This window comes from Reyranella massiliensis 521 (assembly GCF_000312425.1).
Classification (GTDB): Bacteria; Pseudomonadota; Alphaproteobacteria; order Reyranellales; family Reyranellaceae; genus Reyranella; species Reyranella massiliensis.
Genome location: NZ_HE997181.1, coordinates 4,968,506 through 4,994,545, shown reverse-complemented (window position 1 = coordinate 4,994,545; position 26,040 = coordinate 4,968,506). Strand labels below are relative to the sequence as shown.

26 protein-coding genes are annotated in these 26,040 nt (G+C 65.9%); 12 read left to right on the top strand and 14 right to left on the bottom strand.

Features of this window, described 5'->3' with window-relative positions; genetic code table 11:
* Window positions 1-2 precede the first annotated feature (2 nt).
* Together mnmE and BN60_RS24340 are read right to left on the bottom strand one after the other, a co-directional pair.
* A complete protein-coding gene (mnmE, locus tag BN60_RS24345) occupies window positions 3-1,349 on the bottom strand; it encodes a tRNA uridine-5-carboxymethylaminomethyl(34) synthesis GTPase MnmE (RefSeq protein WP_020698788.1) in 1,347 nt (448 codons plus the stop codon).
* Complete coding sequence (locus BN60_RS24340) at window positions 1,346-1,708, bottom strand: ComEA family DNA-binding protein (protein ID WP_020698787.1); 363 nt, start codon at window positions 1,706-1,708, stop codon at window positions 1,346-1,348. Before BN60_RS24340 ends, mnmE begins: the two co-directional genes overlap by 4 nt.
* Before the next feature lie 72 nt (window positions 1,709-1,780).
* Between BN60_RS24340 and BN60_RS24335 the strand changes: the two genes are divergently transcribed.
* The gene (locus BN60_RS24335; RefSeq protein WP_020698786.1) at window positions 1,781-4,573 is read left to right on the top strand and encodes a [protein-PII] uridylyltransferase; all 2,793 of its coding nucleotides are present in this window, start codon (window positions 1,781-1,783) and stop codon (window positions 4,571-4,573) included.
* A gap of 15 nt (window positions 4,574-4,588) precedes the next feature.
* Here the strand turns inward: BN60_RS24335 and BN60_RS24330 are convergent, their stop codons facing one another.
* The 4 genes from BN60_RS24330 to BN60_RS24315 form a co-directional block, all read right to left on the bottom strand.
* A complete protein-coding gene (locus BN60_RS24330) occupies window positions 4,589-4,894 on the bottom strand; it encodes an alkylphosphonate utilization protein (RefSeq protein ID WP_020698785.1) in 306 nt (101 codons plus the stop codon).
* 113 nt (window positions 4,895-5,007) lie between these two features.
* Entirely contained in the window at window positions 5,008-5,991 is a 984-nt protein-coding gene (locus tag BN60_RS24325; RefSeq protein ID WP_020698784.1) for a Bug family tripartite tricarboxylate transporter substrate binding protein, read from the bottom strand.
* A 10-nt stretch (window positions 5,992-6,001) separates the two neighbouring features.
* Window positions 6,002-6,409 carry a hypothetical protein gene (locus tag BN60_RS24320; RefSeq protein WP_020698783.1) on the bottom strand — a complete coding sequence of 136 codons (408 nt, stop codon included), beginning with the start codon at window positions 6,407-6,409 and terminating at the stop codon, window positions 6,002-6,004.
* Between the two features lie 17 nt (window positions 6,410-6,426).
* Window positions 6,427-7,260: a pyruvate, water dikinase regulatory protein gene (locus tag BN60_RS24315; protein WP_043284311.1), complete on the bottom strand. Its 834-nt coding sequence runs from the start codon at window positions 7,258-7,260 to the stop codon at window positions 6,427-6,429.
* Window positions 7,261-7,583: 323 nt separating this feature from the next.
* Between BN60_RS24315 and hemE the strand changes: the two genes are divergently transcribed.
* From hemE to hemJ, 3 genes are read left to right on the top strand one after another with little or no spacing between them, the layout of a single operon-like run.
* Window positions 7,584-8,627, top strand: coding sequence for a uroporphyrinogen decarboxylase (gene hemE / locus BN60_RS24310; protein WP_043284309.1), 1,044 nt, complete (start codon window positions 7,584-7,586; stop codon window positions 8,625-8,627).
* Window positions 8,628-8,666: 39 nt separating this feature from the next.
* Window positions 8,667-9,698, top strand: a complete 1,032-nt coding sequence (gene hemH, locus BN60_RS24305) for a ferrochelatase (RefSeq protein ID WP_020698780.1) — start codon at window positions 8,667-8,669, stop codon at window positions 9,696-9,698.
* Window positions 9,698-10,123 (top strand): protoporphyrinogen oxidase HemJ, encoded by a 426-nt coding sequence (gene hemJ, locus BN60_RS24300; RefSeq protein WP_020698779.1) that lies wholly within the window; start codon window positions 9,698-9,700, stop codon window positions 10,121-10,123. The genes hemH and hemJ overlap by 1 nt, the downstream gene beginning before the upstream one ends.
* Here hemJ and BN60_RS24295 read toward each other — a convergent pair.
* Window positions 10,120-11,061: a LysR family transcriptional regulator gene (locus tag BN60_RS24295; protein WP_020698778.1), complete on the bottom strand. Its 942-nt coding sequence runs from the start codon at window positions 11,059-11,061 to the stop codon at window positions 10,120-10,122. The two genes, hemJ and BN60_RS24295, sit on opposite strands and share 4 nt — an antisense overlap.
* A gap of 120 nt (window positions 11,062-11,181) precedes the next feature.
* On the opposite strand from BN60_RS24295, the gene BN60_RS24290 reads away from it, so the two are divergent.
* The 3 genes from BN60_RS24290 to BN60_RS24280 are packed head-to-tail and all read left to right on the top strand — an operon-like array spanning window position 11,182 to window position 13,492.
* On the top strand, window positions 11,182-11,712 hold the full coding sequence (locus BN60_RS24290) for a thiamine pyrophosphate-binding protein (RefSeq protein ID WP_020698777.1): 531 nt from the start codon (window positions 11,182-11,184) through the stop codon (window positions 11,710-11,712).
* Window position 11,713: 1 nt separating this feature from the next.
* Complete coding sequence (locus BN60_RS24285; protein WP_020698776.1) at window positions 11,714-12,334, top strand: thiamine pyrophosphate-dependent enzyme; 621 nt, start codon at window positions 11,714-11,716, stop codon at window positions 12,332-12,334.
* 21 nt (window positions 12,335-12,355) lie between these two features.
* Window positions 12,356-13,492: a C45 family autoproteolytic acyltransferase/hydrolase gene (locus tag BN60_RS24280; RefSeq protein ID WP_020698775.1), complete on the top strand. Its 1,137-nt coding sequence runs from the start codon at window positions 12,356-12,358 to the stop codon at window positions 13,490-13,492.
* Between the two features lie 3 nt (window positions 13,493-13,495).
* Here BN60_RS24280 and BN60_RS24275 read toward each other — a convergent pair whose 3' ends face one another.
* The 4 genes from BN60_RS24275 to BN60_RS24260 are packed head-to-tail and all read right to left on the bottom strand — an operon-like array spanning window position 13,496 to window position 15,983.
* Window positions 13,496-14,287 carry an enoyl-CoA hydratase-related protein gene (locus BN60_RS24275; RefSeq protein WP_020698774.1) on the bottom strand — a complete coding sequence of 264 codons (792 nt, stop codon included), beginning with the start codon at window positions 14,285-14,287 and terminating at the stop codon, window positions 13,496-13,498.
* Between the two features lie 4 nt (window positions 14,288-14,291).
* Window positions 14,292-14,660 (bottom strand): nuclear transport factor 2 family protein, encoded by a 369-nt coding sequence (locus BN60_RS24270; protein WP_020698773.1) that lies wholly within the window; start codon window positions 14,658-14,660, stop codon window positions 14,292-14,294.
* Window positions 14,661-14,675: 15 nt separating this feature from the next.
* A complete protein-coding gene (locus BN60_RS24265) occupies window positions 14,676-15,041 on the bottom strand; it encodes a hypothetical protein (protein WP_020698772.1) in 366 nt (121 codons plus the stop codon).
* Window positions 15,042-15,077: 36 nt separating this feature from the next.
* The gene (locus BN60_RS24260) at window positions 15,078-15,983 is read right to left on the bottom strand and encodes a LysR family transcriptional regulator (RefSeq protein WP_020698771.1); all 906 of its coding nucleotides are present in this window, start codon (window positions 15,981-15,983) and stop codon (window positions 15,078-15,080) included.
* Window positions 15,984-16,084: 101 nt separating this feature from the next.
* On the opposite strand from BN60_RS24260, the gene BN60_RS31700 reads away from it, so the two are divergent.
* Window positions 16,085-16,216, top strand: a complete 132-nt coding sequence (locus tag BN60_RS31700) for a hypothetical protein (protein ID WP_020698770.1) — start codon at window positions 16,085-16,087, stop codon at window positions 16,214-16,216.
* A gap of 8 nt (window positions 16,217-16,224) precedes the next feature.
* Here the strand turns inward: BN60_RS31700 and BN60_RS24255 are convergent, their stop codons facing one another.
* Window positions 16,225-16,791 (bottom strand): TetR/AcrR family transcriptional regulator, encoded by a 567-nt coding sequence (locus BN60_RS24255; protein WP_020698769.1) that lies wholly within the window; start codon window positions 16,789-16,791, stop codon window positions 16,225-16,227.
* Between the two features lie 115 nt (window positions 16,792-16,906).
* Here BN60_RS24255 and BN60_RS24250 point away from each other — a divergent pair, with 115 nt between their 5' ends.
* Window positions 16,907-18,133, top strand: a complete 1,227-nt coding sequence (locus BN60_RS24250) for an MFS transporter (protein ID WP_020698768.1) — start codon at window positions 16,907-16,909, stop codon at window positions 18,131-18,133.
* Window positions 18,134-18,158: 25 nt separating this feature from the next.
* Here the strand turns inward: BN60_RS24250 and BN60_RS24245 are convergent, their stop codons facing one another.
* On the bottom strand, window positions 18,159-21,347 hold the full coding sequence (locus tag BN60_RS24245) for an efflux RND transporter permease subunit (protein WP_020698767.1): 3,189 nt from the start codon (window positions 21,345-21,347) through the stop codon (window positions 18,159-18,161).
* Window positions 21,348-21,371: 24 nt separating this feature from the next.
* Window positions 21,372-22,514: an efflux RND transporter periplasmic adaptor subunit gene (locus BN60_RS24240; RefSeq protein WP_043284306.1), complete on the bottom strand. Its 1,143-nt coding sequence runs from the start codon at window positions 22,512-22,514 to the stop codon at window positions 21,372-21,374.
* 269 nt (window positions 22,515-22,783) lie between these two features.
* On the opposite strand from BN60_RS24240, the gene BN60_RS24235 reads away from it, so the two are divergent.
* Genes BN60_RS24235 through BN60_RS24225 form a run of 3 tightly spaced genes read left to right on the top strand, consistent with a single transcriptional unit; the run spans window position 22,784 to window position 26,040 of the window.
* A complete protein-coding gene (locus BN60_RS24235; RefSeq protein WP_020698765.1) occupies window positions 22,784-23,812 on the top strand; it encodes an amino acid ABC transporter substrate-binding protein in 1,029 nt (342 codons plus the stop codon).
* Window positions 23,813-23,827: 15 nt separating this feature from the next.
* Window positions 23,828-24,721 carry a MurR/RpiR family transcriptional regulator gene (locus BN60_RS24230; protein WP_020698764.1) on the top strand — a complete coding sequence of 298 codons (894 nt, stop codon included), beginning with the start codon at window positions 23,828-23,830 and terminating at the stop codon, window positions 24,719-24,721.
* Window positions 24,718-26,040, top strand: coding sequence for an aspartate aminotransferase family protein (locus BN60_RS24225; protein WP_020698763.1), 1,323 nt, complete (start codon window positions 24,718-24,720; stop codon window positions 26,038-26,040). The genes BN60_RS24230 and BN60_RS24225 overlap by 4 nt, the downstream gene beginning before the upstream one ends.

Genomic DNA, 26,040 nt, shown 5'->3' with positions numbered 1-26,040 from the left:
CGTCACTTCCCGATGCAGAAGTCGCGGAAGATCACGTCCAGCAGCTCGTCGATGCGCACCGTGCCGGTGATACGGCCGATGGCCCGCACGGCAAGCCTCAAATCTTCGGCTGCGAGAGCCACTTCCGGCGCGAGCAGCGCGCGGCCCAGCGCGGCCTGGCACTCGACCAGCGCCTCCCGGTGGCGCGCGCGGGTGAGCGGCACGACGCCGGCACCTTCCTGCATAAGCTCGCCGGCAGACCGTTCCAGGCGCGTCAGCAATGCCGGCAGGCCATTGCCGCTGTTGGCCGAAAGCGCCACCACATCGGCATCTTCCGCGGGGGCCAGATCGCTCTTGTTGGCGACCACGATGTCGAAGGCGGGGTTCCAGTTTTCCGTCGCCGCGATCAGCGTATCCCTCTCGGTGCGCCAGTCTCCGGAAGCATCGAGCACCAGCAGCCGCAGGTCGGCGGCTGCCGCGCGCGCCTTTGCCCGACGTACCCCTTCCTGTTCGATGGCATCCGGCGAGGCACGCAGGCCGGCGGTATCGGCCAGCACGACCGGCCAGCCGCCGAGGTCGAGATGCACTTCGATCACATCGCGCGTCGTGCCCGCCGTCTCGGACACGATCGCCGCATCGCGCCGTGCCAGCAGATTGAGCAGCGAAGACTTGCCGGCGTTGGGTGGACCGATGATGGCAATGGACAGGCCCTCGCGCAGCCGCTCGCCGCGTCTGTCTTCAAGATGCGCCGAGACATCTTTCCGCAGCGCCGCGATGGCAATCCGCACCTCGTCGGCAAGCCCGCCCGGCAAATCCTCGTCGGGAAAATCGATGGCGGCTTCGAGATGGGCCAGCGCTCGCAGGCCTGCGCTGCGCCACGACTCGTAAAGCCGGTGAAGCGCGCCATCCATCTGCTGCAGTGCCTGCCGCCGCTGCGCCGCCGTCTCGGCTGCGACCAGGTCGGCAATGCCCTCAGCCTCGGTGAGATCGAGCTTGCCGTGCTCGAAGGCCCGCCGCGTGAATTCTCCGGGCTCGGCCAGGCGGCAGAAACCCAGTCGGGCGATGGCGTCGAGCGCGGCGCCGACGACGGCGCGACCGCCGTGCAGATGCAGCTCCGCCATCGGCTCGCCGGTTTCGCTGTTGGGCGCCTCGAACCGGACGACCAGGCCGCGATCGATGGCCTCGCCAGTCGACGGATCTCGCAGGGTTCGCAGCACCATGCGGCGCGGCTCGGGCAAGGCGTCCTTGCCGGTAAGGGCGATCAAGGCGTCGGCCGCGCACGGACCGCTCAGCCGGATGACCGAAATCGCACCGGGATGCGCACGCGAGGGCGTCGGCGTGCCCAGCGCATAGATCGTGGCCTCGGTCACGAGCGTTTGGGCGGGGCGGGCTGTCCCGGCCGGGCGGGCGGCTGTGCCGGCTGGCCGGGGACGGGACGCGCCATCACCTTGTCGGAAATCTTCTCGTAGAGGGATTCGGGGATCAGCCGGCGCTCGACCAGCTCGGTCTTGGCCCTGAACGGCCGCGCCCGGATGATCGCATTGGCCCGCACTTCGCCGATCCCGTCCAGGCTCATGAGATCGTCGCGGCTCGCGCTGTTCAGGTCGATCAGGCTGGATGCGGGAGCCGCCGGCGCCGGCCGGCCGGCACCCTGCGCAACCGCGCCACCAACTGCACCCACCGCGCCAAAAACCAGCGCTGCGGCGGCAAGGAAAGGCTTGAACCTCATGGCATGCCTTTATGACACGAAAACCGCCCGGGCTGGCAGGGGGCAGGGTCGGACCTGTAGTATCGGCCGCACATGGCCACACCCTACGACCAGATTCCCGATCGGCGTGCCATCGTCCGCCGGCGCGCCTTGGAAGAGGCCCTTGCCGCGCTGGTCGAAGACATGCCGGCCGGCGGCGAGCCGCCGCGTACGGCAATTCTCGCCCTGCTGCGCGAAGCCCTGACCAAAGGCCGTGCGGAAATCCGCTGCCGGTTCGAGGAACCGGGCCCGCTGCGCAACGACGGTCCGGCGGTCCTCATCGCGACTTCCTATCTGATGGACCAGATCATCCGGGTCCTGTTCGACTTTGCCGATCAGCATGCCTACCCCGCGGCCAATCCAAGTACCGCCGAACGGCTGGGTGTGGTTGCCACGGGTGGTTACGGCCGCGGCGAGCTGGCGCCGCTGTCCGATATCGACCTCCTGTTCCTGCGTCCCTACAAGCAGACGCCGCGCGGCGAGCAGATCGTCGAGTTCATGCTCTATCTGCTGTGGGATCTCGGCCTGAAGGTCGGGCATGCCACGCGCACCGTGGACGAGAGCCTTCGCTATGCCGAACGCGACCAGACGATCCGCACGGCGCTGCTGGAAGCGCGCTATCTCTGGGGTGACCGCGAGCTGTTCGACGAGTTGACTCGCGGCTTCGCGCAGAAGTTCTATGTCGGAGATGGCCACGACTTCGTCGAGGCCAAGCTCGAGGAGCGCGACCAGCGGCATCATCGCATGGGCGACTCGCGCTATGTCGTCGAACCCAACGTCAAGGAAGGCAAGGGCGGGCTGCGCGACCTGCACCTGCTCTTCTGGATCGCCAAATATCTCTATCGCGTCAGCGAGCCCGGCGAACTGGTGGCCAAGGGTGTGCTGACGAGGGGCGAAGCGCGCCACTTCGAACGGGCCGAGCGCTTCTTTGCCACCGTGCGCTGTCACATTCATTATCTGACCGGCCGTGCCGACGATCGCCTGTCCTTCGACCTTCAGCGCGAAATCGCGGTGCGCCTCGGCTATCAGGATCGTCCGGGCAGCCGTGGCGTCGAGCGTTTCACCAAGCACTATTATCTTCACGCCAAGACGGTCGGCGATCTCACGCGCATCTTCGTTGCCGCGCTGGAGGACAGCCGCCGGCGCAAACCCAAACTCGCGGCACTGTGGCAGACGCTGCGGCCGCGCCAGCTCGAAGGCTTCCGGCTCGATGGCGAGCGGCTGGCGGTCGCAAGCTCCGATGCCTTCACCAAAGATCCGGTGGCGATCCTGCGGCTCTTCCATGTGGCGCAGGAGAACGGCCTCGACATTCATCCGGCAACGCTCAGGCTCATCACCCAGAGCATCCGTCTGATCGATCGGCTCAGGAACGATCCCGAAGCCAATCGTCTCTTCATGGCGATGATGACGTCGCGACACGATCCGGAGACGACGCTGCGGCGTCTCAACGAAGCCGGCGTGTTCGGCCGCTTCATTCCCGATTTCGGCCGCGTCGTCGCGCAGACGCAGCACGACATGTATCACACCTATACGGTCGACGAGCACACGATCCGCGCCATCGGCATCCTCTCGCGCATCGAGTCGGGGGCACTCAAGGAAGATCATCCGCTGTCGGCCGACATGGTACACAAGATCCTGTCGCGGCCGGTGCTCTATCTCGCGGTGCTCTTGCACGACATCGCCAAGGGCCGCGGCGGCGACCACTCCGTCCTGGGCGCCGATGTGGCGATGCAGCTCGGGCCGCGCCTGGGGTTGAGCGCCGCCGAAACGGAAACCGTCGCGTGGCTGGTGCGCCATCACCTCGCCATGTCGGCGACAGCGTTTCAGCGCGACCTGATGGACCCCAAGACCATCGACACCTTCGCCGCGCTGGTGCAATCGCCGGAACGCCTGCGCCTGCTGCTGGTCCTGACGGTCTGCGATATCCGCGCGGTCGGGCCCAATGTCTGGAACAACTGGAAGGCGGCCCTGCTGCGCCAGCTCTACGGCGCCACGGAGCAGGTCCTGTCCGGCGGCACGCTGGCCGGTGGCCGCGCCGAACGCATCAAGCACATCCAGGCCGACGTCGCAGGCCGTCTCGTCGGCTGGTCGGACGCCGACAAGGAGGCGCATTTCGCGCGCGGCTACTCGCCTTACTGGCTCTCGTTCCCGCCCGAGACCCTGGCCCGCCAGGCCGAGCTGGTACGCAGCGCCGAGCGCGACAAGCAACCGCTCGCCTTCGAGCATCGCGTCGACATCGAACGGTCCGTCACCGAGATCACGATCTACACGCTCGACACGCACGGCCTGTTCGCGCGCCTTGCCGGCGCCATGGCGATCAGCGGCGCCAACATCGTCGACGCCAAGATCTTCACCCTCGCCAACGGCATGGCGCTCGATGCATTCTGGATTCAGGATCTCGAAGGCAAGCCATTCGAGGGCCCGCAGCGGCTGGCGCGACTGGCGGCCCGGGTCGAGCTGGCGCTGTCGAACCGCCTCGACATCCAGCGTGAACTCGACGGCCAGCGTGCATCCTGGCCCAAGCGCGATCGCGTCTTCACGGTCGAGCCGCGCGTGCTGATCGACAACAATGCCTCGGACACGTTCACGGTGATCGAAGTCAACGGTCGTGACCGTCCGGGCTTCCTGCATGTCGTGACGCGCGCGCTGACCCGCCTCAACCTGCAGATCGCCTCGGCACATGTCACGACGTACGGCGAACGCGCCGTCGACGTTTTCTACGTGAAGGACCTGTTCGGCCTGAAAGTCGTAAACCAGGAAAAGCTCAAGCAGATCGCGACCGCCGTCGAAGCCTCCATCCAGGACTTCGATGCCCGCTTCGATCCCCTGCCGAAGGCGGCTGCGTAATCGGCTGGATCCCTTTCAGCGCTTTCGGACGAATTCAGCACGCAGCACGAGGCCCTTGATGCCTTCGTAACGGCAATCGATTTCCTGAGAATCTCCGGTCAGACGGATCGATCGAATGGTCGTGCCGCGCCGCAGCGTCTGGTTTGCGCCTTTGACTTTCAGGTCCTTGATCAGAACGACGCTGTCGCCATCGGCGAGGACATTGCCGACAGCATCACGTACTTCGACAGCATCCGCTGCCGGCTTCTTTGCGGCTTCGGCAGCGGGTATCCATTCGCCCGTGGCTTCGTCGTACACATACTCGTCGTCGGGATCGGCCATTCTCGTCTCGCTCCTTGCAACGGCTCCACTGGAGAGCCGCGAAGGCAGCGCTCTACGCGCCGGTGATCGTCGCCGCAAGGCGACGAAGTTGCCGTCCGGGAACAGGCCGCAAACTACTCCGGCTTGAACCCTGCGTCCTTCAGGAGAGCGGTGTTGGTTTCGACTTCCTGCTTGATAAAGGCCGCGAACTCCTTGGGACCGCGCGCCGTCGGCACGATGCCGAGCGACGTGGTCTTGTCGACGAAGCCCTTGTCCTTGGAGACTTCGGCCATCGCGCCCGCGAGCTTGTTTACGACGGCATCGGGCGTGTCTTTGGGCGCCCAGATGCCGTACCAGGAACTCAGATGGAAGTCCTTCAGGCCGACCTCGTCGGTCGTCGGGATGTTGGGCGCCAGCGACGTACGCTGCTTGGAGGTGACGAACAGGCCCTTGGCGCGGCCCGAGGTGGCCAGCGGCAACAGCGCCGTCCAGGGGTCCATGAAGAACTGCACCGCCCCCGACATCAGGTCGGTGTTCGCAGGCGCCGTACCCTTGTACATGATCGTGTCGAGCGGCAGCCCGGTTTTCTTCAGGAAGGCCAAGGTCGCGATATGGCCGGCCGAACCGCCGGAGGAGAGGGCAAAGAAGTACTTCTTCGGCTCTTTCTTCACGGCGGCCATGACCGCCGCATAGTCGTTGCCCGGCACGTTGTTGTTGGCCAATAGCACCAGCGGCGCCTCGCCCGCCTGGGCAATGGCGCGGAAGTCCGTCTGCGGATCGTAGGGACAGGACGGCACGACGGTCTTGCCCAGGACGAAGAGGCTGGCGTTGAACAGCAGGGTATAGCCGTCGGGGTCAGCGCGCCGAACCGTATCGGACCCGATGGTGCTGGAAGCGCCGCCGATGTTCTGGATCACGATTTGCTGGCCGAGCTTTTCGCCCAGGAACTGAGCCGTGATGCGCCCCAGCCCGTCCGTGCCGCCGCCGGGCGGGTAGGGGACGATCATCTTCAGCGGTCTGTTGGGAAAATCGCTCTGCGCCCGTGCCGGCCCGATCGCCGGAGCAGCCAGAAGGGAGACGCCGGCGGCGCCGAATAGAGTCCTGCGACGGAGAGTCATGGAAAGTGCCTCAGGGTTTCACGGAGACTGACGATGCACAGGCTGTGCCACGCGCTGTCTCGCAGATCGTCCGAGAGACCTTGCGTTCCTTGACCTCGCCGCAGGGCACGCCGAGCGCCCGCGACAGGTCGAGATGCTGCTTCAGGGTCGCCGTTGCCCCGGGAGCGATGGGAAACGGCGCACCGTCGCGATAGGCCGATGCCAGTTCGACCGTCCGCTCGCGCCCGTCGTTCAGCGCCAGCACGACGTCGACTTGGAGATAGCCGATCGTCTCGCCCGACTTGTTCTCGACGACGAGGCTCGGCACGCAGTTGCCGTAGATGTTGGCGTCGCCGCCGCGCTTTACGTCGATACCGTTCGCGGCGACCGCCGCTGTACTCAAAAAACCCAGACCCAACGCTACAAAGGCTGCCTTCATGGTCGCCTCCTGCTTCGTTATCCGGCCTGCAACCTCTGCTCGCGACGGGTCGCCAACATTTGCAGGATCGACGCTGCCGTCTCTTCGATGGAACGGCGCGTGACATCGATGGTCGCCCACTTGCGGCGGGCATAGAGACGGCGCGCTTCCTGGATCTCGCGCTGCACTCTTTCCATGTCGGTATAGTCCGTCTCGGTCTCCTGGTGCAGGAGACGCAGACGATTGACCCGGATCTGCACCAGCCGCTCCGGATCGGTAATCAAACCGACCACCAAAGGTCGCTTGGCTTCTTCGAGCTCGACAGGCGGCGGTACGGCCGGCACCAGCGGCACATTGGCCGCACGCACGCCGCGGTTGGCGAGATAGACACAGGTCGGTGTCTTGGAGGTACGCGACGGTCCCACCAGGATCACGTCGGCATCCTCGAGATCGTGCGTCGACTGGCCGTCGTCGTGCGCCAGCGTGTAGTGCATGGCATCGATGCGATCGAAATAGCCCTCGTCGAGCTGATGCTGGCGGCCCGGCCACTGCTCGCTCTTGGAGTGGAAGTGGACAGCCAGCACGCTCATCGCCTGGTCGAGCACGCCGACGCAGGGCAGTTGCAGGCGCCGGCAATGGTCGCGCACGACGTCGCGCAGCTCCGGGTCGACCAGTGTATAGAGGACAGGGCCGCGGTCGCGCTCGACCGCCTGCATCACCTTCTCCATCTGGCCGGGCGTGCGCACCAGCGACCAGACATGCTCCTGCACGAAGATGCCCTCATATTGCACGAGGCAGGCACGCGCCACGCTCGACACGGTCTCGCCGGTCGAGTCGGAAACGAGGTGCACATGGAAATTTCGATTCGCCACGGCTCGTTTTACCCCACAGGGCCCTCGGGAGAAACGTGGGATTGGCCATTGGAACACGGGGACAGGTTGGCCCGTTGCCCACGAGTGCCGGATTCGAGACCCGACTCGCCCGGCCGCTCCCAAGAATGGTCCCTTGCGGACAAGCCTGAATGAATGTTCTGGGAATCGTGAATTAGGTGATCGGATCGCGTGGAATCGGCGTTTTCTGGTCCACAGGCGTCTGGGGAAAGCTGGCCAATAAGGCGCATCCCCACATGCCACAGGCCCTACTACTGCTACTACCTATTATGAATAGAGTAAGAGGGAAGGCATGAGGATGACGCGTGAACGGCAGTAAATTCCTGGAGACGTTGGCCGGGCGGCGCTTTGCGACGCCACCGATCTGGTTGATGCGACAGGCGGGTCGGTACCTGCCGGAGTATCGTGCCGTGCGCGCGACGACCAAATCGTTCCTCGAATTCTGCTACACGCCGGACAAGGCCGTCGAGGTCACCCTGCAGCCGATCCGGCGCTTCGGGTTCGACGCCGCCATCATCTTCTCCGACATCCTCGTGGTTCCCGATGCCCTCGGCCAGAAAGTCTGGTTCGAGGAGGGCGAGGGGCCGAAGCTGGAGGCCCTGACCGATCCGGCGCAGTTCGGGAAGCTCTCGCGGGCCCGGCTCGGCGATTTTCTGGCGCCGGTCTATGAGGCTATCAGGCAGACACGCGCAGCGCTGCCCAGGGAGACGGCCCTGCTGGGCTTCGCCGGCGCGCCCTTCACGCTCGCCTGCTACATGATCGAAGGAAGCGGCAGCAAGGATTTCGCCAAGGTCAAGAAGTGGGCCTATGCCCATCCCGAATCCTTCGGCCTGCTGATCGACCTGCTGGTCGATTCCGTGGTCGACCATCTTTCCAACCAGGTCGAGGCCGGCGCCGATGCCGTGCAGCTTTTCGATTCGTGGGCCGGCGTGCTGCCGGAGGAACAGCTCTTCCGCTGGTCGCTCGATCCATTGGTCCGGATCGCCAAGGGGCTGCGCGAGCGTCATCCCTCGGTCCCCATCATTGCCTTTCCGCGCGCGGTAGGCCCGGCGGCACTGATGTATCGGCGGCCCGACAGTTTCAGCGCGCTCTCGATCGATACCGGCATCGGCGCGCACTGGGCGGCCAAGGAACTGCAGCCGCATATCTGCGTGCAGGGCAATCTCGACCCCATCATGCTGGTGGCGGGCGGCGCGGCGCTGGAGCGGGAGGCCAGGCGCATCCTCGACAAGCTCGGCCACGGTTCCTTTGTGTTCAATCTCGGCCACGGCGTAGTGCCGCAGACTCCGCCCGAGCATGTCGCGCAACTGGTCGAGATCGTGCGCAACTGGAAGCCGAACGACTCTTGAGGATCGACCGGATGAAGTTCGCGTCATGAAGATTGCCCCATGAAGATCGCCATCGTCCTGTTCAATCTCGGCGGCCCGGATTCACCCGAGGCCGTGCAGCCTTTCCTGCGCAACCTGTTCAGCGATCCCGCCATCCTACGCCTGCCGTCGCTGCTGCGCGGTCCGTTGGCGAACTTCATCGCCAGCCGCCGCGCGCCGAAAGCACGGGACATCTACGCGAAGATCGGCGGCAGCTCGCCGATCCTCGGCCAGACCGAAGCGCAGGCCCGTGCGCTCGAAGAGGCGCTGGGCACGGAACACGAATGGCGCGGCTATGTCTGCATGCGCTACTGGCATCCGATGACGGAGGCCGTCGTGCGGTCGGTGAAGCGCTTTGCGCCGGACCGCGTCGTGCTGCTGCCGCTCTATCCGCAGTTCTCGACCACGACGACGGATTCTTCGGTCAAGGCGTGGAAGGAAGCCGCCGCCAAGGCGAAGCTCTCGGTGCCGACGCAGACCGTCTGCTGCTATCCCGACGAGGAAGGCTTCATTTCGGCGTCGGTCGAACTCTTGAAACAAGGGCTGCGCGAAGCCGGAAACCAGCCGTCCCGTGTGCTCTTTTCAGCGCATGGTCTGCCCGAGCGGGTGATCAAGGCCGGCGATCCCTATCAGGCGCAGGTCGAACGCACGGCACAGGCGATTGCCGACCGGATCGGCGGTCTCGACTGGTCCGTCTGCTACCAGAGCCGTGTCGGCCCGCTGAAATGGATCGGCCCATCGACGGATGCCGAGATCGCACGCGCCGGCGCGGACAAGAAGGCAGTCGTGCTCTATCCGCTGAGCTTCGTGTCAGAACACTCGGAAACGCTGGTCGAGCTCGACATGGAATATCGCCATCTTGCCGAGAAGAGCGCCGTCCCGACCTATGTCCGAGTGCCGACAGCAGGGACTCACCCCGCCTTCATCGCAGGCCTGGCGGGTCGTGTGCGTGCGGTGCTCGCCGAGCCGCAAATCGCTGTCTGCCACGGCGCGAAGTCGATGCCCTGCAGTCAGGTCCATGTCGGCTGCCCGTTGATCGCCAGAGGCGTGTGATGCTCTACGAGGTTCTGAAGGCGCTGCACATCGTGGCCGTGATCGCCTGGATGGCGGGGCTTCTCTATCTGCCGCGCCTGTTCGTCTATCACGCCGATGCGCCGCCAGGTTCGCCACAAAGCGAGACCTTCAAGGTGATGGAGCGCCGCCTGCTGCGCGGTATCATGAATCCGGCGATGATCCTCGTCTGGATCTTCGGCCTGCTGCTCGCTTGGCAGGGCGAGTGGTGGCATGCCGGCTGGTGGCACCTGAAGTTCGCCCTCGTCTGCATACTCACTTACGTGCACCACCTTTACGGCCGCTGGCGCAAGACGTTCGAAGCCGATCGCAACACGCGAACCGCCACCTACTATCGCTGGTGGAACGAAGTACCGACCCTGCTGATGATCGGGATCGTGTTCCTGGTGGTGCTCAAGCCACTCTAAGCCGACGCCTTCTGACCCAGCAACTGGCCGGGCCAGATTCCTCGTTCGACATGATCGGTCACGATGCCAGAAATCGTATCGCCGGCAAATCGCGCGAGGCGCAGGACGGGCCGGTCCGCAGGGTAGGACAGGACTAGGCGTCTGACCGGCACGGGATCGATCAAGGGGGCGGCTGCCAGACGATTGGCCGCGATGTCGTCGTGAATGGGCGGCAGGGGCAGGATCGTCCAGCCATGGCCGTGGCGCACCAGGTCCTTCAGCGTCGCATAGGAATCGGCTTCGACCGCGACGTTGAGAGAAATGCCGGCTTCGGTGGCGCATTGTTCGACAATCGTCCGCAATCCATGGCGCGTGCTGGGCAGCAAGACGCGCCTGCCGTCGAGGTCCTTGAACGGAATCGCGCGGGTGGCTGACAGGCCCGAGTCGGGTGGCCCGATCAGGAACAGGTTTTCGAGCAGCAGCGGTTGCGAGCGCAGCGACCGTGCCGAGTGCGGATCGTAGAGGACGGCGAGGTCGATCTCTCCGCGATGCAGCCAGTCGAGCAGGTAGCCGGTGTAGGCGCCGACCAGACGCAGCTCGACCTGCGGATGCGCCTTGCCGAAGGCCGCGACCAGGGGAACCGAGACGATGTCGGCAACCGTCGGCGGAAAGCCGATACCGATCCGGCCGCGCAAGGGCGTGTCGAGGTCGGCCGCCGCGGCGCGGATTTCTTCCAGCTCGACCATGACCCGCGTGGCGTGTTCCAGGATTTCGCGACCCTTGTCCGTCAGGATCATGCCGCGACCGTGACGCGCGAATAGGGGCACCGCGAGTTCGTCTTCCAGCATCCGGATCTGGCGGCTGAGGGCCGGTTGGGCGATGCCCAGGCGCTCGGCCGCTTTGCTCAGGCTGCCGAGCTCGGCGACGTGGATCAGCGTGCGGAGTTGGGAAAGCTCCATGGAGCTATACAATATCGCTATAGCTGATCACAGAGAATGGTCTTCGATGGCGATCTAGGTGATAGCTAGTATCTGCCCTTCGTTATCGCCTTCCTTGAAGCAGCCCGAGACGGGAGAGACATGAACGCCAGCGTGACGCCTGATTGGCGCGACCAGATTTTCGAGGTCCTGCAGGATCACGACGTGAAGCAGGTCTATCACGTGCCCGACGCCGGGCATGGCAAGCTGATCGAGGCCTGCCAACGCTCCAACTCCATGCGCACCCTGGCGCTCACGACCGAGGAGGAGGGCATTCCGCTTGCCGCCGGGGCATGGCTGGGCGGCCAGCGTTCGGTGCTGCTGATGCAGAGCTCGGGCGTCGGCAACACCATCAACCTGATGGGCATGCCCAAGACCCTGCGCTTTCCGTTCCTCACCCTGATCACGATGCGCGGCGACTGGGGCGAGTTCAATTCCTGGCAGTATCCTATGGGGCAGGCGACGCCCAAGGTGCTCGAAGCGATGGGCGTGCTGCTCTACTCGGTCGAGACCGCGGCCGAGGTGAAGGCGACCGTCGACGCGGCCGCCCGCTCGGCGTTCAACGGCGGCCAGGCCGTCGCCGTGCTGCTGCGCCAGAAGCTGATCGGCATCAAGAATTTCGGGAAGAAGTAGCATGAGCACGCAGAAGGCAACGCTCCAGCGCCGCCCGCTGGTGAAGAAGATTCTCGAAGGCGCCGACGACAACCTGCTGGTGATCGCGGGCCTCGGTTCGTCCAACTGGGACATCACCGAAGCCGGCGACCGTCCGCTCAACATGCCGCTCTGGGGCTCGATGGGCGCGCCGGTCGGCATGGGCCTCGGGCTCGCCTTGGCGCAGCCCAAGAAGCGCGTGCTGGTCATCACCGGCGACGGCGACATGCTGATGAGCCTGGGCTCGCTGGCGACCGTCGCGGCTCAGCAGCCGGACAATCTGGCCATCGTCGTGCTCGACAACGAAAAGTTCGGCGAGACCGGCAATCAGGCCACGCACACCAGCCCGCTCAACAATGGCCCGACCGATTCGGGCGCCGGCACCGATCTCGCCATGATCGCCAAGGGCTGTGGCATCGCCGATACCGGCACGGTCCGCGATGCCTCCGAAGTCGCGGCGCTTGTGAAGGACGTCCGCACCAAGAAAGGGCCGGTGTTTCGGCTCGTAAAGGTGATGGTCGAGAAGCTAGAGTTCGTGATGCCACCGCAGGACGGCGCGCATCTCAAGGATCGCTTCCGCCAGACCCTGCTCGGACATCCATAGGCGACAGCGCCCGGAGGCTTCATGACCGACTACGCTCCCTTCCCGCTGATCGACCTTTCGGGCAGCCCGCGGGAGCGGGGTCGGACACATGGCAAGGCCGCCGCCGACCGGCTGCGGCGCGGTGCCAAGATGTACGCCGAGTCGCTGCTGAAAAGTGGCGTCGACTGGAAGGAGCTGGAGCGGCGCGCCGAGGCGATGGTGCCGCTGATCGAGAAGTTCGATCCAGCCTATGTCGAGGAAATGCGCGGCATCGCCGAAGGCGCCAACGAGCCCTTCGCGGCGGTGGTGCTGATGAACGCCCGCACCGAGATGGTGGTGGCGGCTCGCAAACAGCAGGCGGCTAAGCACTTTCCCGACGGCTGCACGGCGGCGCTGGCGCTGCCCGAGGCCAGCGCGGACGGCGTGCTGCTGCATGGCCAGAACTGGGACTGGCGGGCGGAGTGCGCGGAGACCGGCGTCGTGCTGCGCATCCGTCGCGACGATGGGCCCGACATCCTGACCTTCACCGAAGCCGGCGGCCTTGCCCGCTCGGGCCTGAACTCGGCCGGCATCGGCCTGACGGCCAATGCGCTGGAATGCGACCGCGACTATCAACGTGGCCCCGGCGTGCCGCTGCCCTTCATCCGCCGCAAGGTACTGGAGGCCACGCATTTGGCGCTTGCCGTCCACACGGTCGTCGCGACACCCAAGCCCGGCTCCAATCACATGGCCATCAGCCATTGCGGCGGCGAGGCTTTCGGCTTCGAATGCGCGCCCGACGATACGTTCTGGATCGCGCCGGACCGCGGCCTCTACGTGCACGCCAATCACTGGATCGCCGAATCGGCACGCGCCAAGGTGAAGGATACCGGCCTCGCCGAGACGCCGGATTCGATCTACCGCGACAAGCGCGTGCGCGACCGGCTTTCACCGAAGCTTGGCAAGCTCACGCTCGAAGATTTCCGCCAGGCCTTCTTCGACGATTGGGGAACGCCGCATTCGGTGTGCCGCCCACCACGGCTCAGCAATCGCGGCGTCATGGTCGCGACCACGGCGATGATCCTGATGCGGCCGGCGGAAGGCCATCTCGAAGCCTGTCCGATGCCGGCCCTCAATCGTCAGTTCACGACCTATTCGCTGACGCCTGACCGCCTCGCCCAGAAGCAGGCCGCCGAGTAGCAATCAGCCCGGATACCAGGACGGCTTGCGCTTCTCGCGGAAGCTCGCGAGGCCCTCGCGGGCTTCGTCCTGCTGGCGGGTGCGGGCATGTTCTTCGATCAGGTCGCGCAGCTGGCCATCGTCGACGAAGGCACGGGCCGAGGCCAGCGAGCGCAGCTTGGTCGCTGTCGTCGCGCGCGGCGCGTTCATCAACACGGCGTCGACGATCCTGTCGCCGGCCGCGTCGAGGCCGCCGGTCGGGCAGACTTCGTGCACCAGGCCGAGGCGGCAGGCTTCGGCCGCGCCGAAGCGTTCGCCGGTCAGCGCATAGCGGCGGACCTGGCGGAAGCTCATCGACTGGCAGAGCTGCGGCAGGATGATGCCGGCCATCAGTCCCCAGCGCGTCTCGCTGATCGAGAAGATTGCATCCTCGGACGCGACGACGACATCGCAGGCCGCGGCAATGCCGGTGCCGCCGCCGAAGCAGCCGCCCTGGATCAAGGCGAGGGTCGGCACCGGGCAGGTGTCGAGCCGGCGGATCGCCTCGGCGGTGAGGCGACTCACTTTGTCGTTCTCCGCAGGCGACTGGCTGGCGACGCTGGTAATCCAGGAGAGATCGGCGCCGGCCTGGAAGTGCTTGCCGTTGCCGCGCAGCACTACGATGCGCAGATGCGCCTCGCGGCCGAGCGCATCCATGGCGTCGTGCAGGCCCTGGATCAGATCGCCGTTGTAGGCGTTGTTCACCTTCGGCCGGTTCAGCGTGACGGTGGCCACGCCGCGCCGGTCGATTTCCCAAAGAACAGTGTCGTTTGCCATTTTCTCAGTCGACCTTTGCGTAGCTGTCTTTGAGGGAGATCTTGCCGTCTCTCACTTCGTAGAGATCGATGCCGTAGCGGTCGAACGGCTTGCCGGCATGGTCGATGCCGGTGACGCGGAACGTGCCGAACAGCTTGTCGCCGGCGCGATGGATGCGCGCTTCGGAGTAGCGCGCCTCGCGAGGAGCCTTGCTCTTGTCGGCGAAGTGGGCCCGCAGGTCCTCCTTGCCCTTGAGCACGCGGCCGGACGGCGCACCGCCGGCGCTGAGGCGCCATTCGAAATCGTCGGTGACGCAGGCAGCAATCTCCTCGACGTCGGCCTTGTTGAAGGCCTTGCCGAAACGGCGGAACAGGTCGTCGATGGCGTCGGCCATGGTGTCCTCCTCGGGTTACTCTGGTGGAAGCAGTGTGGCGAAGGCTGCCGCCAGCTCGCGCTTTACGACGGCGAGGTCGATCTGGGCCAGATCGTATCGACGCGGCGTTTCGAGAGCCGATACGAAGAGGGCATCCTTGGCGACGACATCGCCGCGCACGAGCAGTGACGCCGTGTAGGATCCCTTGGGGTGAACCGTCAGCACCATTGCGGGCGCTGCATCGGCGTTGCCGGCCTCGTCCGGCGAGAATTCGAGCGTCGCCACATTGGCCTCATGGCCGGCACCGCGCAGCACATCGACGGCCTCGTCGAATTCCGGGCGGATGATGTCGCGGCACTTCACCCAGAAGGCCTGCACGAACAGATCGGTCTCGGTGTCCATCTCCCCTCCTGCCATAGGTTGTAGCAACCCTAGCACCTAAACCTCCCAGGGCGGGGGCGAGAACTTTTCGAGGATGAAGTCGATGAAGGCCGCGACCTTGGGCGCGAGATGGCGGCGGTGCGGATAGACTGCATGGATCGGCACCGGCTGCTCGGCGCGGAACTCTTCGAGCAGGGAAACCAGTTCGCCGCTTTTGACTGCCGCGGCGACCGTAAGGCGGGTCAGGCGGACGATCCCCAGCCCCTGCAGCGCCAGCCGCATCTGCGCCTCCCCTTCGGTGACGGCGAGGCGGCCGCCGACTTCGATCTCCCGCACCTCGCCGTCGATGCGGAAGGGCCAGCGATTGAGGTAACTGTGCTCGCGCGAGACGATGCAGGCGTGGCGCGTCAGATCCTCCGGCCGCAGCGGCGCGCGGCGATGTTCGAGATAGGCGGGCGAGGCGCAGACCAGGCGCACGTCCTCGCCGATCTTGCGCGCGATGAAGCTGGTATCGGCCAGCCGGCCGATACGGATCGCGACATCGACGCCCTCCTCGATCATGTCGACGACCCTGTCGGTCGGCATCAGTTCGAGCTGGAGCTGCGGATAACGTTGCAGGAACTCGCCGATGACCGGCGCGAGCTGGTGGGTCGAGAAGGCGAGCGAGGTCGTGACCTTGAGCAGCCCGTAGGGCGTGCTGCTGTGCCGGCCGATCTGGTCCTCGAGCGCTTCGATCTCGCCCACGATGCGCCGCGCCGTCGCGTAGAAGGTCTCGCCCTCCTCGGTGAGGTGCAGGGCCCGGGTCGTACGCTGCAGCAGCCGCACGCCCAGCTGTGTTTCCAGCCGCGTCACCAGCTTGCTGACGGCCGACGGGCTGAGGCCGAGCGCCGGCGCCGCGGCGGAAAAGCCCTTGGCCTCAACGACCCGCACAAAGGCGGCCATCTCGCTGGCATGATCGATCATGTCGCGATTAATGAAAATCGTTCACAGGTAATAGTCAATCACACTCTATTAACCAACTTCCGGGATGGAATTAGGTTCGTTTCTATCCTTTGGAGATTCTCATGTTCACGACTGCCTATCCCACCATTGCCGAACGCCAGGCCTATGAGGTCCGCGCGCTGCGGCTGCGTGGGGAGGTCGTGGCCAGCCTCGCCCGCGCTGTCGCCCGCTGGCTTTCCGCTGCCACGCGCTGAGCGCCCGCTCACGCCGATCTGAGCTTTTTCGGTACCTTCACCCCGGCCGCCTGCAGCAATACGGCGGCCGCCTGGCGTGCCGCCGTTGCGACCTTGGGGTCGCCGCGCACGATTGCCGCAGCAATGGCGCCGTCGATCAGCAGCAGGAGCTGCATCGACAGCGTTTCCGGATCGGCGACGCCCAGCTGCACCAGCAGGGCCCGAAACCATTTGCGCCGCTGCTCCTTGAAGGCCAGTGCGATCTTGTTGGCGGCGTGCGTCGGTTCCTTGAGTTCGGCCACGGCATTGACGAAGGGGCAGCCGCGAAAGACGCCCGTGCCGCCCCCGGTTCCTATTGTGCGCTCCAGCCGCTCGAAACTGCCCAGGATCTGCTCGACTGGCGGCCGTTCCGACGGTGGTGCGGGCTTCAGGCGCCGCGACAGGTAGGCCACGATCAGGTCGTCCTTCGACGCGAAGTGGTTATAGAGCGTGCGCTTGCTGATGCCGATCTCGGCGGCGATCGTGTCGACGCCGACGGCGCGGATGCCCTGCCCATAGAACAGCCGGTCTGCCGTCTCGAGGATGCGTTCCTGCATGGCAGCTCTGTCTTCGGATCGCGTCATATTACACAGACCTGTTTACTTAATTATTGACCAGCCCGCCCTCGAAACTAAGGTGCACCGACCTGTGTAATCAAGGTGGAGCGTCGCGATGACCGTCCTCAAGGAACTGCGGCCGGTCATGCCGATCCTGATCGGCGCCTCGCTCATGTTGAGCCTCGGCATGGGCGTGCGCCAGAGCTTCGGCCTGGTCATGCCGTCGCTGACCCGCGACATCGCGCTCACCGTTTCCGACTTCGCGCTGGCCATGTCGGTCCAGAACCTCGCCTGGGGCTTCCTGCAGCCGGTGGCCGGCGCCGTGGCGGTCCGGATGGGCTTCCGGCCGGTGATGATGGCGGGCTCGGCGCTCTACATCGCCGGTCTCGCCTTGTTTTCGATGGCCGACGGCATGATGGGCGTGATGCTGGGCGGCGGCATACTCGTCGGCATGGCGCTCGCCTGCACGGCCTCGGCCATTTCGCTCGCCGTCGGCTCGCGCGCCGTGTCCGGTCCGTTGCGCAGTTTCGTGCTGGGCGCCATTACCGCCACCGGCTCGCTGGGCGCCCTGCTCGCCGCGCCGCTCGGCCAGACGCTGACCGCCGATATCGGCTGGCGCGCCGGCATCGTGGGGTTCCTCGTGCTCGTGGTCGGCATGCTGCCGGCGGCATGGATCGCCGGCCGGGTCGACAAGCTCCCCTTGCCGCCCACGACCGCCACCCAGATCGGCAACGTCTCGGCGCGAACGGCGCTCGCCGCTGCATCGCGCAGCCTGCCGTTCCTCGTCATGACCACGGCTTACTTCGTCTGCGGCATGCAGCTCCTGTTCATCACCACCCACCTGCCGTCCTATCTTGCGATCTGCGGCATGGATCCGTCGCTCGGCGCCGAAGCGCTGGGCGCGATCGCGCTGTTCAACGTGTTCGGCAGTCTGTTCTTTGGCTGGGCCGGTGGCCGCTGGTCCAGGCTCGCCCTGCTGGGCGGCATCTACATCGCCCGCTCGATCGTGCTGGCGGCCTATTTCTTCTTCCCGCCGACGCCGCTCTCCACCCTGGTCTTCGCCTCGATCATGGGCTTCCTGTGGCTGGGCGTCGGCCCGCTGGTCGCGGGCTCCGTCGCCGAGATGTTCGGCGTACGCTGGCAGGCGATGATCCAAGGCGTCGCCTTCATGAGCCATCAGGTCGGCAGCTTCCTCGGCGCCTTTGGCGGCGGGCTGATCTTCGACGCGATGGGCTCCTACGACCTTGCCTGGCGCCTGGGCGTCGCCATGGGGCTGGTGGCCGGGATCGTGCAGGTGAGCTTTGCGCTGCTCGGGCCGCCGCCGAAACCGGCGACGGCCTGAGAGTCGAGGGTCAAGGCCGGAGGGCTCAGCTCTCCGGCTTGAACTCGTGCTTGATCTCCTGCTTGCGCCACTTGAAGCGCAGCTCGGCCAGGCCGACGCTCAGCACGTAGAAGACCGGCGTGAAGATCAGGCCGAAGATCGTGACGCCCAGCATGCCGGAGAACACGGCGGTACCCAGCGACTGCCGCATCTCCGCACCTGCGCCGGTGCTGAACACCAGCGGCACGACGCCCAGGATGAAGGCGAGCGAAGTCATCAGGATGGGCCGCAACCGGGTACGCGCCGCCGTGACCGCGGCGTCGAAGCGGTTCATGCCCTGCTCGTGGGCCTGCTTGGCGAACTCCACGATCAGGATGGCATTCTTGGCCGCGAGGCCCACCAGCACGATCAGGCCGACTTCGACCAGCACGTTGCGGTCGAGCCCGCGGATGTTGACGCCGATCATGGCTGCAAGAATGCACATCGGCACGATCAGGATGACCGCGAGCGGCAACAGCCAGCTCTCGTAGAGCGCCGCCAGCAGCAGAAACACGAACAGCACGGCGAGGCCGAAGGCCAGGACCGCGGTGTTGCCCGCGAGCTTCTCCTGCAGCGCGATCTCGGTCCATTCGAGGTCGAAGCCCGAGGGCAGAACCTTCTGCGCCAGGCCTTCCATGGTGGCGATGCCCTGGCCCGACGAATAGCCACGCTGCAACGCCACCTGCACTTCAGCCGCCGGATAGAGATTGTAGCGCGCCACGCGATAGGGGCCAGTGATGTCGCGGAAGGTCGCGACGGCGCCGATCGGCACCATCTCGCCGCTGACGCTGCGGGTCTTGAGGTTCTCCACGTCGCGCAGGGTCAGGCGGTAGGGATTGTCGGCCTGCACGGTCACGCGATAGGTGCGGCCGAGGATGTTGAAGTCGTTGATGTAGGCCGAGCCCATGTAGGCCGACAGTGTTTCGAACACGCGGGTAATCGGCACGCCGAGCTGCTCGGCCTTGGTGCGGTCGATGTCGGCAAAGATCTGCGGTGTGCGCGTGTTGTAGAGCGTGAAGGCCTGGGTCAGGCCGGGCGCCTGTCCTGCAGCACCAGCCAGGGCCCAGGTCGCGCCTTCGAGCGCCGTGAGGCCGCGCGACGCACGATCCTGCACATAGCCCTTAAGGCCGCCGCCGGTGCCGATGCCGGGCACGGCCGGCGGCTCGAGCACGAACACGAACGCCTCACGCAGGCCGAACATGCGGCCGCGCAGGTCGGCCAGGATCGCGTCCTTGCTAATGTTCTGCCGCTCCTTGAACGGCTTCAGGGTGACGAAGATGACGCCCGTGTTGGGCGCGTTGGTGAAGGTGGCGCCGTCGAAGCCGACGAACGCCACCGCATGTTCCACGCCCGGCCGCGACATGATGATCTCGCTCGCTTGCCGCACCAGCGCATCGGACCGTTCCAGGGTCGATCCCGCCGGAAGCTGCATGGCGGCGATCAGGTAGGAGCGGTCGAGCTGCGGCACGAGGCCGGTCGGCGTGACGGCCAGCCGGTTCCAGGTAAGCCCGACCAGGCCGGCATAAATCACCAGCATGATGAAGCCCATGCGGATCAGGCGCGACGTCGTGCGGCCATAGGCGTTCGACAGCCAGTCGAAGCCGCGGTTGAAGTGCCGGAAGAACCAGTGCATCGGCCAGGCGATGCGATCCATCAGGCTGGGGTTCGACTTCTCGACATGGGAGAGCGCATGGGTCTTGAGCAGCAACGCCGCCATGGCTGGAGAGAGCGTCAGCGACACGAAGGCCGAGATCGCGGTTGAAGCGGCGATGGTGATGGCGAACTGCTTGTAGAAGGTACCCTGCAGGCCGGTGATGAAGGCCGTCGGCAGGAACACCGCGATCAGCACCAGCGAGATCGCGATCAACGCGCTGCCGACTTCGTCCATGGTCTTGTGCGCCGCCTCCTTGGGCGACATGCCCTGGGTGAGGTAGCGCTCGACGTTCTCGACCACGACGATGGCGTCGTCGACCACGATGCCGATGGCCAGCACCAGGCCGAACAGCGAGAGTGTGTTGAACGAAACGCCGACCGCGGCCATCACCGCGAAGGCGCCGATCAGCGACACCGGAATGGCGAGGATGGGGATGATCGCTGCCCGCCATGTCTGCAGGAACAGGATCACGACGATGACGACCAGGATCACCGCTTCGAACAGCGTCGTGATAACGGCGTCGATCGAGGCCTGGATGAAGGTGGTCGGATTATAGACGATCGAATAGTCGATGCCGGCCGGGAAGCTCTTCTTGAGCCGGTCCATCTCGGCGATGATTGCGTCCGAGGTCTTGAGCGCATTGGAGCCGGGGCGCTGGAAGATGCCGAGCGCCACGGCCGGCTTGTTGTCGAGATAGGAATTCTGCGTGTAGTCCTGCGCGCCCAGCTCGACGCGGGCGATGTCGCGCAGGCGGGTCACCGAACCGTCGGGCTCGGCGCGGATCACGATGTTCTCGAACTGGTCCGGCGAACTCAGGCGGCCCAGGGTACGGACCGAGAGGGTGAAGGCGCCCGGCGATACCGCCGGCGCCTGGTTCACCGCGCCGGCGGCGACCTGAAGGTTGGCTGCCCGCAGCGCCAGGATCACTTCGCCCGCCGTCAGGTTGCGTGCGGCGACGCGGGCCGGATCCAGCCAGACGCGCATCGAGTAGTCGCGGCCGCCGAACACAAGCACGTTGCCCACGCCGTCGACGCGGGTCAGCACGTCCTTCACGTAGAGCGTGGCGTAGTTGGAGATGTACTGCTGGTCGCGGCTGCCGTCGGGCGACGACATATGGACGACCATCATCAGGTCGGGCGAAGCCTTGCGCACGACGATGCCGAGCCGCTGCACGTCCTCGGGGAGGCGCGGCTGGGCGACGGCGACGCGGTTCTGCACCAGCACCTGGGCCTGGTCGATGTTGACGCCGGGCTTGAACACGACATTGATCGAAAGGCGTCCGTCGCCGGTCGACTGCGACTCGATGTAGAGCATGTCGTCGACGCCGTTGACTTCGAGCTCGATCGGCGTGGCGACGGTTTCCGCGATGACCTCGGCCGAGGCGCCGGGATAGGTCGCGGTGATGTTCACCGTGGGGGGCGCGATGTCGGGGTATTCCGCCACCGGCAGTCCGCGCTGGGCGATGAAGCCCACGATCACGATGATGACCGACAGCACCGAGGCAAAGATCGGCCGGTCGATGAAGAAGTGCGAAAAACGCATGGGCTGACTCTGAAGGAGGAGGTCTTAACCGGCTTTGGCGACGATCTCTGACTTCTGCGGGACGACCTTCGCGCCGGGCCGCACAAACGGATTGGCGAGGCCGTCGAGTACGACCCGGTCAGTCGGCGCCAAACCACTGCGGATCACGCGCAGCCCGTCGACGATGGGGCCCAGGGTCACAGGCTTCGCCTGCACGACGTCGTCCTTGCCGACGGTGAACACGATCTTGCGCGACTGATCGGAGACGATCGCGGAGTCAGGGATCAGGAGCGCGTCGTACTCGCCGCCAAAGAGCTGCAGACGGCCGAAGATGCCGGGCGTGAGAAGCTGGTCCTTGTTGTCGACCAGGGCGCGGCCGCGGATCGTACCCGAGCGCGCGGTCATCGTATTGTCGACGAAGTCCATCTTGCCCTTGCGGGTCCACTCGGTTTCGTCGGCGAGCCGAATGCGTACCGGATTGTCGCCGTCGCGCGAGGAGGCGAGCGCACCCGACAGGACGAGGCGCGAGTAGCGCAGGTGATCGGCTTCGGAAATATCGAACACGAAGCGGATCGGATCGAGGGTGACGATGGTGGCGAGCAGGGTGGCGCCGCTCTGGCCGCCGGCGATCAGGTTACCGGCATCGACCTTGCGGTCCGAGATGCGACCGCTGATCGGCGCCCGTACCTCGGTCCATTCGAGGTTGAGTTCCGCGGTCTTGAGCCCCGCTTCCGCGGACTTCAGCTGGGCGTTCGCGACGCTCAGATTGGCCTTGCGGGTGTCGAACTCCTGGTCGGTGATGGTCCTGGACTTGATCAAGGACGCACCGCGATCGACCTGCAGGTCGGCCAGATCGACCTGCGCCTTGGTGCGAGCGACCTCGGCCTGCGCACTTTCGACGGCGATCCGGAAGGGGCGCTGGTCGATGGTGAACAGCAGGTCGCCGGCTTTCACCAGCTGACCGTCGCGGAAGTGCAGCTTGTCGATGAAGCCCGAGACACGGGCCCGCACCTCGACCGAGGCCAAGGCCTCGAAGCGGCCGGAGAATTCGTCCCACTGGGTGACACGCTTCGCCACGGGTTCGGCGACGCCCACCGGCATGGCCGGCGGTCCGCCCTGGGCGAAGGCTATCGACGAAGCAACGAAGAGTAGGCCGGCGGCAGCCAGCAAACGGCGATGAAGTGACAAGCTGGACTCCCCCGCGAAAAATTCAGCGGCGCGAGGGCGAGATGTGGTTGCCCATCAGCCCTCTGTCAATTGCGGCGCAGGTTTGACGGCGCGCTATGTCGTGCTGGTCACACTCGCAAAAGATGTGCCGTCAATGCAGGCATTTTCACCTTAGTTTTCCTAAGGGAAAATGATCCAAACGGATTATCTAGATCATAAAAGATTCAACCGTTGCGAATGGCCGCGGCAAGCGGTACCCGTGGCGATCTTTACTTTCCGTGGGGGAATTGATGCTCGACCTCAAACGACTCCTTGTGGCCGGTGTCGCAGCCGGCGTCTCGCTCGTCGTCGCGTCGACGGCCTTTGCTCAGTCGACTCTGGAGACGGTGAAGAAGCGCGGCCACATCATTTGTGGCGTCAATGTCGGCCTGGGCGGCTTCTCTTTGCCGGACAGCCAGGGCAAGTGGGCCGGTCTCGATGTCGACATGTGCAATGCTGTGGCGGCTGCCGTGCTGGGCGACGCCACCAAGGCCAAGTACGTGCCGCTCTCGGCGCAGCAGCGCTTCCTTGCCCTGCAGTCCGGCGAGATCGACGTCCTGTTGCGCAACTCGACGATCACGCTCCAGCGCGATGCCGGACTCGGTATTCAGTATTCGGGAGTCAATTTCTACGACGGCCAGGCGTTCATGGTGCCGAAGAAGCTGGGCGTGAAAGGCCTCGCGGAATTGGCCGGCGCCACGATCTGCGTGGCCCAGGGCACGACGCACGAGTTCAACATGGCGAGCTGGTTCCGGGCCCGTAACCTCCAGATCAAGACGGTCGTCTTCGAAAGCCAGGACGTCATGTACGAGGCGTTCTTCAGCGGCCGTTGCGATGCCATGACCCAGGATTCGTCCGCGCTCGCCTCGGCGCTGGCCACCCGCGGCAAGCAGGCCGATTACATGACCCTGCCGGAGCTCATCTCGAAAGAGCCGTTGGGGCCGTTCGTCCGTCGCGGCGACGATGTCTGGAACGCGGTTGTGCGCTGGTCGCTGTTCGCCATGCTCGAAGCCGAGGAGCGCGGCATCACCAAGGCCAATGTCGACGAGCAGCTCAAGTCGACCGATGCCACGGTGCAGCGCCTGCTGGGCGTCACGCCGGGCAATGGCAAGGCCCTGCAGCTCGAAGAGAACTGGGCCTACAACATCATCAAGCAGATCGGGAACTACGGCGAAAGCTTCGAGCGCAATGTCGGTCAGGGCAGCCCGCTCAAGCTCGACCGCGGCGCCAATGCGCTGTGGACCAAGGGTGGGTTGATGTACCCGCTGCCGCTGCGTTGATTTGACAGGCCGGCAATGACTGCGGGGCCCCTCAACGCGACCATCGTGGAGGCCTTCGAGACCATGCCGCCGCAGCTCCAGGCTGCGGCGCGCTACGTCCTCGACAAGCCTGACGACGTGGCCCTGCTGTCGATGCGTGAACAGGCCCGCCGGGCGGGCGTGCCGGCCGCGACCATGACGCGGCTGGCCAAGCGTCTCGGCCTCGAAGGCTATGACGAGGTGCGGGCGCTCTATGCCGGTGCCGTCCGCGCCGGGACGCTGGGCTTCGCCGGCAAGGCCGGCGTCCAGGTCCAGCAGCAGCATCTGCGCGGCGAGCGGGCGCTGGCGGCCGACATGGCCCTTTCCCTGTCGCGCCAGATCGCGCGGCTGGCCGAGCCCGAAGCTCTGGAGCGTCTGGCCGACGCCGCGGGCCGGCTCCATCGCGCACGTCGCGTCTATTGCCTCGGCTTGCGCGCCTGTCACGCGGCGGCCTGGCACTTCCACTACATGCTGTCGCTGCTGGGCGACAAGACGGTGATGCTGGACGATGCCGGCGGCACCGGCCTCGATGCCATCCGCGACGCCGGCCGCGACGACGTCGTGTTGGCCGCCAGCGTCGAACCCTACGCGCGCGCCACCGTCGAGGCGGCGCGCTACGCGGCGACCGAAGGCGTGCCGCTGGTGGCGGTGACCGACAGCGCGGTCTCGCCGCTCGCCCGGCTCGCCAGCACGGTCATCTTGGTGCCGACCGAAAGCCCGTCCTTCTTTCATACGGTGACGCCGCTGCTCGCGGTCGCGGAGATCCTCGCGGCGCTGGTGGCGGGTCGCAGCGGCCACAAGGCGCTGGAGGCGCTGCAGCGCACCGAGACGCAACTCACCGCGTTCGGGGTCCACCTGCCGCGTCGGGCGCCAAAGGAGCCTAGATCATGACGCATATCCTTCATCGCCAAATCGGCGGCACTCTGCCGGTCGCGGCCGGCGGATCGGGCATCGAGATCGTCGACAGCACCGGCAAGCGCTACCTCGATGCCTCGGGCGGCGCGGCCGTCTCCTGTCTCGGACATGGCCATCCTGCCGTCACGGCGGCGCTGCACGAGCAGCTCGACAAGCTGGCTTATGCCCATACCGGCTTCTTCACTACCGAGGTGGCCGAGAAACTCGGTGACCGGCTGATCGCGGACGCCCCCAAGGGCATGAGCCACGTCTATCTGGTGAGCGGCGGATCCGAAGCGGTCGAGGCCGCGCTTAAGATGGCGCGGCAGTACTTCACCGAGCGCGGCGAGAAACAGCGCCGCCACGTCATCGCACGGCGGCAGAGCTATCACGGCAATACGCTGGGCGCGCTGGCGGCGGGCGGCAACGCATGGCGGCGCGCGCCTTTCTCGCCGCTCCTGATCGAAACGCACCACATAGATCCCTGCTTCGCCTACCGTTTCCAGCGGACTGGCGAGTCGGAGGAGGAGTATGGCCGGCGCGCCGCCGATGCGCTGGAGGCCAAGATCCTGGAACTCGGCGCCAGGACGGTGATGGCTTTCGTCGCCGAGACGGTGGTCGGTGCCACGGCCGGCGCGGTCCCGCCGGTGGCCGGCTACTTCAAGCGCATTCGCGAGATCTGCGACCGCCACGGCGTGCTGTTGATTCTCGACGAGGTGATGTGCGGCATGGGCCGCACCGGCACCCTGCATGCCTGCGAGCAGGAGGGCATTGCCCCCGACCTGATGACGATCGCCAAGGGCCTGGGCGGCGGCTACGAGCCAATTGGCGCCGTGCTGCTCGGCAGGCACATCTACGACGCCTTCGCGGGCGGCAGCGGCTTCTTCCAGCATGGCCATACCTACATGGCCCATCCGTTGGCTTGCGCCGCGGGCCTTGCCGTGCAGGAGACGATCCGGTGCGACAATCTCCTGGCCAACGTGCGCACGATGGGCGCGCTGCTGCAGCGACGGCTCGGCGAGCGCTTCGGTAACCATCCGCATGTCGGTGACATTCGCGGCCGTGGCCTGTTCCAGGCCGTCGAGCTGGTCGAGGACCGCTCGACCAAGGAGCCGTTCGATCCGGCACGCAAGCTCCATGCGAAGGTCAAGAAGGCGGCGATGGCGCGCGGGCTGATGGTCTATCCCATGGGCGGCACGATCGACGGCCAGCGCGGCGATCATGTGCTGCTGGCGCCGCCCTTCATCGTCACGTCCGATCAGATCGGCGAGATCGTGGACCGCCTGGGGAGTGCGATCGACGACGCGTTGGCCTAG